Genomic DNA, 14831 nt, shown 5'->3' with positions numbered 1-14831 from the left:
ACTATGCCCGCGGACTACCTTCGCGAGCTTTCCCGAATGGAACAGGGGCGGCCGGCAACCGACCCTTACAAGCGGGCTACTGCCGTTTCATGGGCACAGCGCTTGCTAGAGCAGGGGCTAGACGTGTCCTATGACCCGAAGGCAGGACCTTCCGAGTTCTGTCCCGCCGGGGGCTTTCACACTGTGGACGCTTCCGATGCTCCGCCGTTGGAGACACACATAGGGAAGTTGCTAGATGCGGCTATCCGTAACGCTCCGGTGCGCGCGTAGCCGGACAGGGATGCAAGCCGGGGAACGATGGGGTTCCCCGGCTTTTTAGTGCCCGCGGACGCCTAACCAAACAGGAAGGTTTACACTACTTCGGACACTGAGCATAAAGAGTGATCTACTTGCTTTTTGGTCGTTACATATCTCACCGGGCGACAGGGCCGACATACTAGGCGTGCGGTTGTAAGGTGGCTGTTACCGACCCGCCGGTATGGTCGGGGTTCGATCATGATTTGGGAGGTAGAGCATGGGGCCCGCAAACCCGTACCTGATCAGGGCTACCCATGTAACGGAAGACGAGAGCGGCGTCCGCCGTTCGGAGATCATCTACCCCGATGGGATAGAGATCGCTTACCGCATCCCCTTACCTATGCCGTGTGCCGAACTCGCGAACCTTCCTGTTCTGTCCGGGGGGGTTCTCTATCACTCGGCTACGGACACGGAAGAAGACGGCCGGCTGTATTGCTACTGGTCCTTCTGGGTTCCAGCGCACACGACGGCCCCGGCAGACTGGCCGGAGTGGAAGCGTGTACACGGCGTGTCGGGGAGCGGGGAAGACGGCCCTTCGGCCGGCCGGGACCACTAAAGGGGAGTTATCTAAACGTTACAGGAAAAGTCTTGACCCTGCGTCTTGCAAGTCGGAAGTAAGGGTAGAGTCGTAGTTGTTCCCGCCGGGAACGACTCCGCTCTGGCGGGGGCTACTACCGGCAACGGGCACGGCAAGACTTGAAAACTCAACAGAGGAAACAAGCGGGAAAGCCTCACACAAGGGAGGCACTACGGAAGCCCTACACAGGTCCGTATCCCAACTGACCGGCTTCGCCCGATGCGGCGAAGCGTACCGGCTAGAACGTGTCGCGAAAGCCCCGGCGGCTCCGGCCGCCTGGTTCGCGCAAGGGACAGCCGTACATGAGGCGGTAGAACGTTGGGAACGGACACACCGTGTACACGGGACAGCGCAAGCACAAGCCTGGTTCACCGAAGTATGGGAACGAGAGCTAGCCGAAGCGAGAGCCCGTGAACCCGACCTAACCCAATGGCTATGCCCCGGCAGGACGAAGCCGGAGACAGACATAGCGAACCGCTACCAGCGGGGGCTAGACCAGGTGGCCGGCTACATCGAACATGCCCTAGCTTCCAAGCTTCGGCCGTTCGAATGGCTACCCGGAGAGCCCGCTAGCGAAGTCGAGTTCCGTCTAGACCTAGACGGAGTTCTAGTCATTGGCTCTATTGACCTGATCATGATTGCCCCTGACGGGAGACTACTCGTTAGGGATATCAAGACAGGGAACAAGCTACCGATTGGCCCGATACAGCTAGCCGTTTACCGCCATGCCGTCATTGACCTAACCGGGCAAGATCCGGAGTGGGGAGACTGGTATATGGCGAAGAACAATAAGCCAACGGACCCGGTAGACCTTCGACCGTACACGCGGGACATGGTTTCCGAATGGTTCGCGATGATGGACAGGGCCGAACGGGACCAGGTCTATCTACCGAACCCCGGGGATCACTGTACGACGTGCGGCGTACGCCGGTTCTGTTCCGTCATGGGAACAGACCGGTCTTTTTTTGGCCCTTCGTTTGCAACTCGGAAGTAGGTAAGACGCTTTGGCAGACTACCCGTATGCGCTTGACCTTGACCTGACGGATAGTTCCGGCCGGAAGGTCGGCATGTTCCATGTTCGGGCGAACGGAGCCGCGGATTTTATCGCGGAGCTTGCCGAGATTGACGCGGGCTTTGCTACGCATCTCGGCAACGCAGTGTCCGCGGTTCGCGCGTTCTCTCTGCTCTCTTCGGAGCTTGGAGCTGTGCCGGTCGCTGGTGGCAATGACGCTCCGGCCCCCTGGTCCCCGACTCCGGCCGCTCCGCCGACCGCGGAGGGTTGGCCTACGGCTCCGCCGGAGCCTGATCCCTGGCAGACTCCGGCCCCTACCCAGTGGCAGACTCCGGCCCCGCCGGCTCCGGCTGGTCCGCCTACCGCTCCCGCGGCCCCCGTCTGCAACCACGGGCCAATGAGGTACGTCCCGGCGGGAACGTCGAAGGCCGGCAAGCCCTACCCCGCGTTCTGGGGCTGCACTGCTGCACAGGGTGACCCGTCCCGATGCAAGAGCAAGCCCGCTAGCTAAGGGGTAGCCCCGTGTATGTCCTGCAACGCGCTAGGGCGAAGTCAGGGGAAGCGGGGGCCCCGTTGCCTATGCCGTTCAAACGGCTTGCACGGGAACAAGTCTTGTTCCGTCGGGGCCAACTGCATTTGATTGCGGCGGGCCCCGGCGTAGGCAAGTCGGCCCTGTCCCTGACGCTCGCGGTAGCCGCGAGAGTGGAAACGCTCTACTTCTCTGCGGACTCCGACGCTGCAACCCAGTACGAACGGACAGCCGCCATGCTGTCTGGCCGCGAGATCCACGAAATAGCCGCAATGGTCGAAGCCGGGGAAACCCGCTACCTAGACAGCAAGCTCGCGAGTCTCCGTAAGCTCCGATGGTGCTTCGACTCTTCCCCTTCACTGGACACGATCGAAGCGCACGTTAAGTGTTGGGCCTACGTGTACGGCACGTATCCGGAAATGATCGTGTTGGACAACGTAGGCGACGTGTCCCCAGACATCGAAGACCGCGGGCATATCGCCCTGGAATCCGTAATGGACTTCCTAGCTGACATGGCTAGGAAGACCGGAGCGTGTGTTATCGCGCTACACCACCTGACAGGCGACTATGACGACGGGGCTTCGGCCCCGCCCCTTAGCGCCCTTAAGGGGAAGATCAGTAAGAAGCCGTCCCTAGTTTTGAATCTCTTCCGACCGGAAGAAGGAAAGCTAGGCGTGGTTGTAGCGAAGAACCGGCACGGCCGACCAGACCCGGCCGGACAGTACCGGCTAGCGCTGAATAGCGATCTAGCCCGGATGCTTCTCACAGACTAGGAGACAGGCGCAATGGCAACTAACTTCGGGTATGAGCTTAGCGGGATTACCGCCGTTCTGATCGAAGGTTATAACGGTTGGATGGCTGTAAAGCCGGGGACTTTGGAGAAGCCGACCGATGATGTTTTCGCCTTCGTTGATAACGAAGGCGACCGGGTCTATGCATACGTTGACCGGCTTATTGCGGTTGCGACGAACGGCAACTAGTGAGTAACCCGTCTAAGCAAAAGGGAACCGCTTGGGAACGGGTAGCCGCGGATTACCTCGCGGAAGCAATCCCGGGGTATGACCGGGTCGGAAGTGTGGACTTCGGGGCCGGAGACCTTACCGGCCCCTACCCGATCCCGCATGAATGCAAAGCGGAAAAGAAGATCACGCTATCCGAGTACGCGAAGCAAATCAAAGGGATCAAAGCCCGAACGGGGGCCCCGCTAGGGGCCGTCATTATCAAAGCCCCGCGTAAACCCGTCAGCGAAGCGTACGTAATGCTGACGCTCGCGGAATGGCGGGCAATCCTCCCAACCATCGCGGCGGACCTACCCGCCATCACGGCCCGTCTCGGCACGGAGTAGCGGCCGGCGCGGGCTAACCACCGTGCCGGCTACCCCCCGGAGCTGACCATATGGCGGAGCAAGCCATAGCCGAAGTCCTTCGGCACTACGGGGCCGAATACGTCCCCGAAGGCTACAAATGGGCCCCCATGAAATGCCCATTCCACGATGACCGAAGCGCTTCCGCTTCCGTATCGACGGAACGCGGAGCGTTCAAATGTCACGCATGCGAAGCACACGGAGACACGTTCTCACTAATCGAGTGGAAGGAGGGAACCAATTTCTCTGGTGCCGTCGAAATCCTCACTGACATTCTTGGAGCAGAGCACCCGGCTATATCATCGCGCAATGCGAGGAAGCCCCGCCGAAGAGTATTTGACGAAGAAGCGGGGCCTATCGCCGGACAGCATACAATCTTTTCGGCTCGGTTACGTCGCGGATTCGATGCCGGGACATGAGAAGTACGCCGGGCGAATCGCCATCCCCTACCTGTCGCCGGATCTCAAGACGCTACAGCTTCGGTTCCGCCGGCTAGGTGACGAAGACGGCCCCAAGTACCTGACGGTTCCCGGAGACATCCCTAGACCGTTCAATACGCGAGTCTTAGACCTTCCACTAGACACTATGGCTGTCTGTGAAGGTGAGTTAGACGCGATAACGGCAACACAAGCCGGGATTCCGGCGATTGGGATTCCCGGCGTCAGTGCATGGCGTGACGAGTGGGCCCTAGCGCTAGAGCAGTACGACACGCTTTACGTGCTCGCGGACAACGACGATAAGGGGCAAGGGGCGAAGCTCGGAGAGACTATCGCCCTACGTTGCCCCAATGCCCGCATCATCCTTATGGACTCCGGACACGACGTGAATAGCTACGTGAACGAGTTCGGCCCGGAAGCGCTTCGGAAGAAGGTCGGAATCAGTGAGTGAAGAGAAGACGTGCGGCGAAGCCTGTGAGTGGTGCGACGGCTACGCGAAGGGCTACGCCGAAGGACGGGCCGCGGCCATCGAAGAAATCGCGACAGGAAGCGAAGGCGGTAACCATGACCAGTAACGAACTCGCCGCGGCTGTAGAAGAAGCCATCCGGGCCGCAAAGGGCCGCGTCCTAGGTCCCGGCCGGGACCAGTACGAAACCGAAGACGGTACACAGGGCTTCGAATCCATGACGCTCGCGGAGCTGTTGGATTGGGCAAGCGAGGAAGCGGAAGACCTGATCGTGTACGGGGTTATGTTGCAGATCCGCATTAAGCGAGTGAAGCGAGCGCTTAAGAAGGGGTTTGATCTGTGATCGCTAGTCTTCCCCGCGGGACGCGGGTCCTTATGAAGCTGATTAAGGCCGGAATCGTCTCGCATGCGATCGGTACCGCGGACATTGACGACTTGCCGGCGGAGTACACGGCAACGGTCGAAGCCGCGGCCCGACTGTGGGAGTCCGGAGATGAGCTAGCGCTTAACGCGATGGTGTATGCGCTGATGTTCCAGGTAAGCATGGATGATGGGGAAGGTACCGACCATTAAGCGCTACGTCTTCTTCCCTGATACGCAGATTCCGTTTCACAACCCCCGGCAGGTTCGGGCCCTTATCAACTACATCGGTTCGTCACAGCCCGATTCCGTGATCATCATCGGGGATTGGATGGACTATCCGACTCCGTCCCGATGGTCGCAGGGGACACGGGAAGAGTTCACCGGGTCAGTCCAGCGGGATTCCGGAATCGGCCGGAAGCTACTCGCGGAGCTTCGCTCCGGCTACTCCGGGCCCGTCCACTTCCTAGAAGGCAACCATGACGCTCGCCCGCGAACCTACTTGAGAGACCGGGCCCCGGCTCTAGCCGAGTCGGACGCCTTCGACATTGAAAACCTGTTGGACTTCGACGGGCACGGAATCACGAAGGCCCCTGACTGGTTTGAGTTCGCCCCTGGTTGGGTCGCAACCCACGGGCATCTTGGGCTGTCGCTGTCCCGGCAGGCCGGCTATACGGCCCTTAACGGGGCCCGCGCTATCGGTAAGAGCCTGGTCATAGGGCACGTTCACAGACTCGGAATCGGGTCCTATACGGCCGGGTACGACGGCCGGACTTCGACCCTTTACGGGATCGAAGTCGGACACATGATGGACGTACGGAAGGCCGGCTATCTCAAGCGGGGGGCCGCTAACTGGCAATCGGGCTTCGCCATGCTGGACACGGACGGGAAGACCTCTACCCCGACGCTGGTCCCGATGCGGCCCGATGGTTCTTTCATCGCTGACGGCCGGAAGTGGGGGTAGCCATGCTGTCAGAGAAGGTCATGAGTGTCGCCGTCTCCGTAGGCCGGAGGGTTGCCGGAGACTGGCCCATGTTCGACCCGGAAGACATTACGCAAGAGATTCTGACGCAAGCGTGTACACGTCCCGCGGACTATAACGGCATGGATACCGGGACGCTCTATCACTCGCTGACCCGCGAAGCCGTAGCGTGGTGCGCTCGCGAGCGTGCCGACTACGTCACCAGGTCAGCCCGGTACCTGTACACGCCGGCGGAAGTCCGCGAGCTGTTAGAGCTGTGGGCAGACGGAGGGGAAGCCGCCTGGTCCCTTCCGCCGACCAAAGACGGCTACCTCGCGGCCCCTGACGCCGGAAACATCGTCGTGAACGTGTGGGATGTGAAGACGGCTATCGGGAAGCTTCCGGAATCATGGCAAGCCGTCATCATCCGGCGAATCGTCGGCGAGACGCTAACGCCGGCCGAATACCGAACATGGTGTAGGGCCGTTGACCGGCTGACGCTGACGCTGAATCGCACCGTGAACCGACTCACGGAGCATGACGGCCCGGGGGCCCGCCGGGCCGTGTCGAACACGCGAGCGCTCGCTATGACTGCGTCGGAGCGTGACGGTTGATTCCGGAAGCGGGACGGCTACAGCCGTGCATGCCTGACTTCGCATGGTGGATTCCCCAGCATCCCGGTAGCCCGTGCCTGATCGATACGGAGACGCATCCGGAACTGCGGAAGCGTTGGGCTGATATCTGCCTGACGTGTGGAGCGACAGAAGGGGGCCCCTGGTGGAATCAGTCTCGGCTATGGGGCCCGCGGGCACTGACGAAGGGGAGCGAGTGATTCCCACGCGAGGCGACGAAGTAGAGCAGTGGTTAGAGCGTCGCCTAGGCGACATGGTTCCCGCCGGCGAGCGGTTCGCCGCGGTATCCGGGCTACTGATCGAATATAGATACCGGGCTTACCGCGGGATTCCGCTTTCCGACCCTGACCCGTGGAAGGTTTGAAAGTGACTGATGATGTGTCGCAGTATCCGTTGCCTGACGAGACTTACCGCGTGTTCCCTTCGGCTTGCAATTTTCGTAACAGCTACGACAGTGCAAGTAGTGTGCGGAAAGCTGTTGGACAGCGCTTCGCCCGAAGGTGGGGAAGAGAACCCATCTACTCGCCGGACAGCGTGAGAGTCTTCCGGGCCGTGACCGTGTGGGAAGACGTGACAGCCGAGTTTGTGAACCGCCATGACGACTAACCCCGGCGGGAAGATGCTCGGCAGAGCAAGCTCGCGGAATTACCGGTGTTACCCGTGCTGTCTTCCCCGGAAGGGGAAGCGGGCCCGCCGGCGCGAATGGCGACAGGTTGAGAAACGGCAATGGCGACAGGAGATAGACGAGTGACGAACCGTCCCGAACCCTCCGAAGGAATGAAGACCCTTACCGGATGTCTTGCTCTAGTGTGCATCGTCGGTTGGGTGTTCTTCCTTCTAGTCCTGGCCCTGACCTTCGCCCTACGGATCGCAGAGTGAACAAGCGAGAGCGTAACTCTCTTATCGTCGCTCTCGCCATCATCGGCGGAATGCACGCCATAGCCGAAGCAATCGGCTTCGCCCTATGGCTTCTCCGCCATACGGTCTAGCCCCGTCACATAGTGGCGGTTACAGCCCCGCGGGCAACGAAGACCCGCGGGGCTTTCCTATGCAACATTGGAGACAGCTTGACGAAGTTTGGCCCTACCGGACAGGCCGTTTATGAACGAACCTACAGCCGTACGAAGAAGGACGGCAGTAAGGAAACTTGGCCCGAAACCGTTGACCGCGTCGTTAACGGTAACTTCGACCTTGTAACCCCCGTTGACTACTTCCAGGCGGAAGCCGAAGCCGACGAAGTTCGCGAGCTTATCAAGTCTTTCAAGATGATTCCGGCCGGCCGGCACCTGTGGGCTAGCGGAGTGAAGGGCCCCGGCGGTAGCCGACAGTTTCTTTTCAACTGCTGGGTATCCGGCTGGTATGAGAAGGTTTCCGATCACTTCCGGTTTACGCTGATGCGACTCGCCGAAGGCGGCGGAGTGGGGGCTAACTACGGCTCCGCCTACCTGTACCGCTACGGCCGAATCAGACAGAACGTAGACGTTCACATTGTCTGTGACCCGATGCACCAGGACTACGAAGCTATGAAGGCCGCGGGGCTTCTCTCCGACGCCTACAGCCCCGACTACGCCGGGTCTTACATGGAAGTAGAGGACTCGCGGGAAGGTTGGGCTGATGCCCTGTCGGATCTGATCGAAGCCGCGTGGGACGCTACCGCTACGCCGGTTCGGGTCTATGACGTGTCCCGGGTTCGGTGTAAGGGTTCCCGTATCAAGTCGTTCGGCGGTACCGCTTCCGGCCCGGCTCCGCTCGCGAAGATGCTCCGGGACGTAGGCGAGATCCTTAGCGAACTTGCAGACCCGGAAAACCCCTACTCGCTGACCCTTGACCCGATTACCGCCATGGAAATTGATCACGCTATTGGGGAATGTGTCGTAGCCGGCGGAGTCCGCCGGAGCGCGCGTATGTCCATCCTTCCTTGGAATGATCCTTGGATCAGCGAGTTTCTAGCCGCGAAGAAGGACACGGGTAAGCATTGGACTACCAACGTAAGCGTTGCCGTTGACCGGCTGTTCTTCGACGCGCTAGACGGGCTTGCTTCCCCGAAGGACCAGGCGAAGGCTAACGAAGTGCTTACCGCGGTAGCGGAAGGCATGCTCACTAACGGAGAGCCGGGGTTCTGGAATTACGATCTCAACCAGGTTGGCGAAGTAGACGAGATCATTGCTAGCAACCCTTGCGGCGAAATTGGCCTAACCGGTTTCGGAGAGCCATGCAATCTTGGACACGTCAATCTAGACGAGTTCGCACCGAAGAACCCGAAGGACGGCTTCGACCTTAACGGGGCTATCCGGGCCGCGAAGCTGATGACCCGGTTTCTGATCCGGGCTACGTTCGGAGACGTTACGGACCCGCGAAGCCGGGCAATCCTTGACCGTAACCGGCGTATCGGTGTTGGCCTTATCGGCTACCAGTCGGCTTTCGCGAAGCTTGGAATCCGCTACAGCGAATCACATGCGCATCCCTACGTTAGGCATGTGCTGTCTTCGCTTAGGAAGGCTGTCCGGGCCGAAGCCCGAAGGTACGCTAGCGAGCTTCGTATCCCGGAGCCGATTAAGGTTACGACGGTTGCCCCTACGGGCACTGTTGCGAAGCTGACCGGGGCTAGCGAAGGAATCCACCCTATCTATGCTAGGTATTTCATCCGGCGGATTCGCTTCTCTACCGTGGACCAGGACCAGGCGGCTACTCTCGCGGACTACCGGGCACAGGGCTACAAGGTAGAGCCGTGCATGTACGCACCTAACACGGCGGTAGTCGAGATTCCGACCGTTGACCCGCTGGTTGCACAGGTGGAAGCTCTCGGCTACCCCGCGGACATTGTCGAGTCTGCCGACGAAATCAGCGTAGAAGACATGCTTCGGGTCCAGGCGATGGTACAGGAGGTTTACGCGGACAACGCGGTCAGCTTCACCGTGAACGTTCCCGCGGGGAAGATGACGCCGGCGGAGCTGTCGGCCCTTCTGGCAAAGTACCTTCCCCGGCTTAAGGGAACGACTCTCATGGTTGACGAGAGCCGCCCACAGGCACCCTACGAGCGTCTTAGCCGGGAAGCTTTCGAAGCTCTTAGCTCCGGCTACCAGGTTGCCGACTCGATTGACGAAGAATGCGCTAACGGGGCTTGCCCCGTCCGTTAGGACGTGTACACGGGACAGCTTTTCGGACGTTTCTTCCGAGTTGTAAAGACTGTCCGGAACGACTATAGTTGCTGGTCATAAGGGGGCGGTTACTCGCCGCCCCCTTCTTCTCTCATGGGGAGTGAAGTGGAAGTTACCCCTATCGCCGCTACGGTCTTCTTCGGGGCCGCAGCGGGAATCGTAACCGGCGGAGTCTGGTCCCCGGAGCCCGGTATTACCGCGGCTGACTCGCTTGCCGAGTTCGCCGGCCGGGCCTGTTATCAGTCATGGGACCGGCCTAACCCGGCTACGCGGGCGAACCGTGACTACCTGTCTCACGTGCTCGCGAACCAGGACTATTCGATCTTCGAGCACGGTTCCGTGTCCGTGTACGTGACCGGGGTTTCCCGGTCGTTCTCTCACCAGATGATTAGGCACCGGCATATCTCGCCTAGTCAGCTCTCACAGCGGTACGTCAACGAATACGAGCGTTCCGCTCCGGTCGTTCCCGCCGCTATGGAAGGTGACAGGGTCGCGAAGCTGGTCCTGTTCGACTTCTACGAAGAAGCCCTTCGAACCTATGACGCTCTCGCTGACCGGCTTATGACCGCGGGGCTGACCCGGAAGGCCGCTAGGGATGCCGCTAGGGCCGTTCTTCCGAACTGTCAGGAAACCCGCCTGGTCCTCACCGGCAACCATCGGGCATGGGCTGAGTTCATCGGGAAGCGGTACAGCGACCGGGCTTCTGACGAGATTAACGAGTTCGCCCGGAGGATGCTCGCGATTCTTCGCGAGATTGCCCCGAACACCTATCAGAACTTCCCTGACGGCCCCGATAGTGACCCGGCGGCCGGAGCGCTTAAGGCGGTAGCGTGAAAGAGCACATCGGGACGGTAGCCGACCGGGTAGGGGTAGACGTACAGGCCCGGGAAGACGGCACGAAGGTAGTCGTCTTCCGGTTCGTACATGATGACGGATACGGGAACACGCATCGGGTAGTGGAAGCCGTTAAGCCCGATGCGCGTCTCTCCGAACTTATCGACCGGCTGTGTTCGATCGAAGAAGAGTTCGGCCTTATCGAACCACGGGAAGGTGACGAGTAGTGCGGGTTATCGTCACCGGGTCTAGGGACTGGTCCGACCTTCACCAGGTCTGCCGGGCCCTGGAAACCGTCTACAAGCTCGCGGAACAGCGGGAAACCCTTCCCCTGACCGTGGTTCACGGGGGCTGTCCTACCGGAGCTGACGCTATGGCCGCGGCATGGGCCTATCTTGCCGCACAGGACCTAGACCTAGCCGTAATAGAACAGGTGTACGAAGCCGACTGGTCCCGGGGTAAGGTAGCAGGGCCGGAGCGTAACGCCCGGATGGTGAGAGACGGGGCACACCTGGTCCTAGCCTTCCACCAGGACAACAGCAAGGGGACGGCGGACACTATTCGGCGTGCCGAAGCCGCCGGCATCCCCTGTCATGTGTACACGGCTTCTACGGCGAGAGAGAGTGTGACGAGTGACGGCAAGCGCTGACATCGGGGAAGACTCCGTCATCTACGAAGATCACGGAACCGTCATCTACGAAGACGACCGGGTCATGGTGGACCGGTTTAGCTTCCCCTCCGGCCGGGAAGACTTCGGGGTTCATCTCTTCCCGGGTCACAGCGTGGAAGACCTTAAGAAGGCTCTCGACTGCATTCCCGACCAGGCGGGAACGTTCGTTACCGATGCGGTCTTCGGGGAAGAGTACGCGGGCTTGTTCTTCCGGAAGCCGCGGGCTTCGTGACCCGTCCCGACTGGCCCGCCTACTTTCTCGGCATTGCCGGGGCCGTGAGTAGGCGGGCCGACTGTTCCCGCCGGCAGGTAGGGGCCGTTCTGGTTAGCCCCGATCAGCAGATCATCGGCACGGGCTACAACGGGACTCCAGTCCCGAAGATGCCTGGCTGTCTAGACGGGGCATGCCCGCGGGCAAGCTCCGATGTCCCGCCGGGGGCCCCGTACGACTCCGGCCCCGGCAAGTGCATAGCCGTTCACGCCGAAGACAACGCACTTCGCCACAATGCGACTCGTTATCCGGGCCACTCGCCGGCCGGAGCCATCATGTATGTGACTTCGTGGCCCTGTGATGGCTGTGTGACCCTGATGACCGCGGCCGGAATATCCCGGGCCGTATGGCCTGGTGGGGAAATCCTGCTAGGCTGACAGGGCCGCGGGGTTCCCTTCGGGGTTCTTGCTGACACTAAACCCGCGGCCAGATAGCCCCCGCTTCGGCGGGGGCTTTTCTGTTGCTCTCTGTCAACGCCACCAACCCTAGACATGCTCTGACCTGGTATTTCAAGAGCTCTCGCCGGTCACAGCGTGTCATAGTGCCTGATCGTTTTGCCTGCAAGTCGGAAGGTCGGATAGCTTACAGTCACCAGGGGAACCCACTCCGTCAGGGGATACGCCATGTGTGATCACGCTAAGGGCTGTACAGACCCGGTAGCCTTCGACTACGCGGGGGCCGACAGCGAACCGACACATACCGAAGTCTGTGTTAGTGGAGCTGTAGCCCTAGTGGAAGCCGGCGAAGCCCCCGAAGCGTTCTTCCCGGTCATAGCCGAGATAGACGGTATAGAGCCGATCGAATGGCTGAAAGCCCTAGCCGGCTGACAAGAGAAAGCCCCCGCTACGGCGGGGGCTTTCTCGTTTCCCGGAAGACTTCCGTCTTCCGACTTGCAAACGTGTACACGGGCCGCTAGTGTTTCCCTGTCAGCAAGACCCGGCCCGAAGGGGAAACGAAATGAACGAGACCCGGAAGTACGTCGCCACGAAGCACAGCAAGGACAGCAACCACATTGCAAAGCCGGAGAGCCCGGAGAAGACCCTTTGCGGGAAGGACGTTACCGGCGAAGGCACGGACGGCTTCAAGACGTGCGGCAACTGCGCACGTCTCGCTGACCGGCGGGGCCTGGTGGACGCTCCCGCCGAAGTCGAGTCGGCCCCCGCGGACCCGGCCCCGGCCGATGTGAAGGCGACGCGGGAAGCATGGCTTCTCAAGGCCGCAGACTACTTCCGGCCGAAGCTCGAAGCCGCGGGGCTTCCCCTTCCGGCCCGTGTACACGTTTCGGTCGGCTTCTCCCCGGCCGGCCCTGGCGGAGAGAACAGTAAGACTCTCGGAGTGTGCATCAGTCGGATTGCTTCCGCCGACCATGTCAACCACATTTTCATCAGTCCGGAGATCAGCGACCCGGTTACCGTGCTCGCGACGCTGGTTCACGAACTTATCCATGCTGCTGATGACTGCCAGTCGGGGCACCGTGGCGAGTTCGCCCGCGTGGCGAAGGCTCTCGGACTCGCGGGCAAGATGACCGCTACGGTTCCCGGGCCGGAGCTGTCGGAAGAACTCGCGAAGCTCGCGGCGGATCTCGGAGAGTACGCACACGGACAGCTCCATATCGTGCGGCGTTCTCGGAAGCCGAAGGCCCCGGCGGAGATGCCCGCGGACAGCGGAGATGAGACGGCCGACCAGGACCAGGACCAGGCTGAGGAAGCTCCGCTCTCCTCTGGCCCGCGAGAGCAGACGAACCGTCACATGCTGGTTCGCTGCGACACGGACGGATGCGAGTGTGGCGGCTACCAGGTCCGTACCTCGCGGAAGTGGCTTAAGGTGGGGCTTCCGTTCTGCCCTGGTGGTAACCGGATGGAACTCGCGGACTAGCCGCTAGGCGAAGAAGCCCCCGCTTCGGCGGGGGCTTCCGTCGTTCCTAGGGTACGATCCCGTTCAACGGAGATACGAGAGAAGGCCGGTATGCCCCGTAAGACGTTCACTGTTGACTACTGCGACTTCTGCGACGCAGAGGAGAAGGAAACCGAAGCGGAACAGACGTTCACCATCAACGGCAAGGAAGCGCTCGCGTGTGTGCCACACGGCAAGCCGCTTCAGAAGGCCCTAGACGCCTTTGAGAAGGTAGCCCGGCCGATCGCACAGGCGGAGCCCCCCGCGAGCGTTAGGGGCCGCTCTAGGGCCGCGGGGAAGGGCAAGGGCGAATCCGTTCGGAACGGCCGGGCCTACAACACGGCGAAGGTGCGGGCATGGGCGAAGGAAGAGAACGAGAAAGCCGGCGAGATTGTCTATGCGATCAGCGACACGGCCCGGATCAAGGGCGAAGTAATCGACGCTTACCTAGCCGCACATCCGGAGTGACCCGAACCAGGAAGCCCCCGCCTACCGCGGGGGCTTTCTTGTCTTCCGACTTGCACAACTCGGCATGATCCGCTAGCGTCCCCAAAGTCAGCAGGAACGAAGGGAACGCAAATGGAAACGGTTAGCATCCTTCCCCGGCACGTCGAACGGGAAAAGAAGTGGGCCGTTACGGTCGGACTCGCCGCGGCCCTGTCCCCGAACGTGATCGGGCAATGGAACCTCGCGGTAGCGATCGGATGGAACCCGTATCTTGCCGCGGCTTTGCCGCTCGCTAGCGAGCTTTACGCCACCATGGCCGCTAGGGTCTGGTCCGCCATCCCGAAGCACCACAAGGCCGCGAAGCGGGCCGCAGCATGGAACATGGTTGCCGGGGTAGTCCTGTCCTTCGCCCTTAACGGGGTAGCCGAAGCCGTGAAACACGGGGCCCTGTCCGTGTCCCTCCCGCTGGTGTTGGGGGTAGCCGCGGTTCCCACTATCTGTGTCGCGTTCCTTCTTCATATGGCTATGTCTGGGGACGTTCCCGCGAGCGTCCACCAGGACCAGGACCAGCCGGCGGAGACGGAGACCGAACGGCCCGTGTACACGGAACAGGAAGGCGGGACGGAGACGGAGCCGGAGCCCCCGGCGGAGACGGAAGAGAAGCCAAAGAAGGCTAGTACCGTTCGGGTCTCTCCGGCCAACGTCGCGAAGGCGAAGACCTTCCTCCTGTCGGTCCCCGACCCGGAGCGAGTGACCGGAACGGATCTCGCGGACATCCTTCCCCGGCTCTCCCCGCGGTCCCGCCGGGCCGCACTGGACAAGGCCCGTGCCGAACTCGCCGCGGAGACGGCACAGGGAACCCTAGACCTGGTGGCGTAGCCCCCTACGACGAAGCCCCCGCTACCGGCGGGGGCTTCTTGCTA

The 14831-nt window shown here is 61.2% G+C and carries 18 protein-coding genes; all 18 read left to right on the top strand.

Annotation, left to right across the window (positions count from 1 at the left end; all coding sequences use genetic code 11):
* Positions 1–929: 929 nt before the first annotated feature.
* The 18 genes from ABD823_RS34660 (at position 930) to ABD823_RS14590 (ending at position 14787) form a co-directional block, all read left to right on the top strand.
* Positions 930–1868 carry a RecB family exonuclease gene (locus tag ABD823_RS34660; protein ID WP_425566614.1) on the top strand — a complete coding sequence of 313 codons (939 nt, stop codon included), beginning with the start codon at positions 930–932 and terminating at the stop codon, positions 1866–1868.
* 597 nt (positions 1869–2465) lie between these two features.
* Entirely contained in the window at positions 2466–3188 is a 723-nt protein-coding gene (locus ABD823_RS14660; protein WP_344859773.1) for a DnaB-like helicase C-terminal domain-containing protein, read from the top strand.
* Positions 3189–3200: 12 nt separating this feature from the next.
* Positions 3201–3395 carry a hypothetical protein gene (locus tag ABD823_RS14655; RefSeq protein ID WP_344859771.1) on the top strand — a complete coding sequence of 65 codons (195 nt, stop codon included), beginning with the start codon at positions 3201–3203 and terminating at the stop codon, positions 3393–3395.
* A gap of 415 nt (positions 3396–3810) precedes the next feature.
* Positions 3811–4197: a CHC2 zinc finger domain-containing protein gene (locus ABD823_RS34655; protein ID WP_425566613.1), complete on the top strand. Its 387-nt coding sequence runs from the start codon at positions 3811–3813 to the stop codon at positions 4195–4197.
* A complete protein-coding gene (locus ABD823_RS14650) occupies positions 4088–4666 on the top strand; it encodes a toprim domain-containing protein (RefSeq protein WP_344859769.1) in 579 nt (192 codons plus the stop codon). Before ABD823_RS34655 ends, ABD823_RS14650 begins: the two co-directional genes overlap by 110 nt.
* Before the next feature lie 113 nt (positions 4667–4779).
* The gene (locus tag ABD823_RS14645; RefSeq protein WP_344859767.1) at positions 4780–5025 is read left to right on the top strand and encodes a hypothetical protein; all 246 of its coding nucleotides are present in this window, start codon (positions 4780–4782) and stop codon (positions 5023–5025) included.
* Between the two features lie 204 nt (positions 5026–5229).
* Positions 5230–6006: a metallophosphoesterase gene (locus ABD823_RS14640; protein WP_344859765.1), complete on the top strand. Its 777-nt coding sequence runs from the start codon at positions 5230–5232 to the stop codon at positions 6004–6006.
* 2 nt (positions 6007–6008) lie between these two features.
* Complete coding sequence (locus tag ABD823_RS14635; protein ID WP_344859763.1) at positions 6009–6617, top strand: hypothetical protein; 609 nt, start codon at positions 6009–6011, stop codon at positions 6615–6617.
* 1019 nt (positions 6618–7636) lie between these two features.
* Positions 7637–9772 (top strand): ribonucleoside-triphosphate reductase, adenosylcobalamin-dependent, encoded by a 2136-nt coding sequence (gene nrdJ, locus ABD823_RS14630; protein ID WP_344859761.1) that lies wholly within the window; start codon positions 7637–7639, stop codon positions 9770–9772.
* Positions 9773–9886: 114 nt separating this feature from the next.
* Entirely contained in the window at positions 9887–10627 is a 741-nt protein-coding gene (gene thyX, locus ABD823_RS14625; RefSeq protein ID WP_344859759.1) for an FAD-dependent thymidylate synthase, read from the top strand.
* On the top strand, positions 10624–10854 hold the full coding sequence (locus ABD823_RS14620) for a hypothetical protein (protein WP_344859757.1): 231 nt from the start codon (positions 10624–10626) through the stop codon (positions 10852–10854). The genes thyX and ABD823_RS14620 overlap by 4 nt, the downstream gene beginning before the upstream one ends.
* On the top strand, positions 10854–11276 hold the full coding sequence (locus ABD823_RS14615) for an SLOG family protein (RefSeq protein WP_344859755.1): 423 nt from the start codon (positions 10854–10856) through the stop codon (positions 11274–11276). The genes ABD823_RS14620 and ABD823_RS14615 overlap by 1 nt, the downstream gene beginning before the upstream one ends.
* Entirely contained in the window at positions 11260–11529 is a 270-nt protein-coding gene (locus tag ABD823_RS14610) for a hypothetical protein (protein ID WP_344859753.1), read from the top strand. Before ABD823_RS14615 ends, ABD823_RS14610 begins: the two co-directional genes overlap by 17 nt.
* Complete coding sequence (locus tag ABD823_RS34650) at positions 11526–11945, top strand: deoxycytidylate deaminase (RefSeq protein WP_425566612.1); 420 nt, start codon at positions 11526–11528, stop codon at positions 11943–11945. The genes ABD823_RS14610 and ABD823_RS34650 overlap by 4 nt, the downstream gene beginning before the upstream one ends.
* Positions 11946–12191: 246 nt before the next feature.
* On the top strand, positions 12192–12395 hold the full coding sequence (locus ABD823_RS14605) for a hypothetical protein (protein ID WP_344859751.1): 204 nt from the start codon (positions 12192–12194) through the stop codon (positions 12393–12395).
* Between the two features lie 130 nt (positions 12396–12525).
* A complete protein-coding gene (locus ABD823_RS14600) occupies positions 12526–13443 on the top strand; it encodes a hypothetical protein (RefSeq protein WP_344859750.1) in 918 nt (305 codons plus the stop codon).
* Between the two features lie 90 nt (positions 13444–13533).
* Positions 13534–13929 (top strand): hypothetical protein, encoded by a 396-nt coding sequence (locus tag ABD823_RS14595; protein WP_344859748.1) that lies wholly within the window; start codon positions 13534–13536, stop codon positions 13927–13929.
* A 111-nt stretch (positions 13930–14040) separates the two neighbouring features.
* Positions 14041–14787: a hypothetical protein gene (locus tag ABD823_RS14590; protein ID WP_344859746.1), complete on the top strand. Its 747-nt coding sequence runs from the start codon at positions 14041–14043 to the stop codon at positions 14785–14787.
* The last annotated feature ends 44 nt before the right edge of the window (positions 14788–14831 follow it).

Origin of the sequence: Planomonospora alba (assembly GCF_039534085.1) — a bacterium.
GTDB lineage: Bacteria > Actinomycetota > Actinomycetes > Streptosporangiales > Streptosporangiaceae > Planomonospora_B > Planomonospora_B alba.
This window is presented reverse-complemented; position numbering and strand designations above follow the sequence as displayed.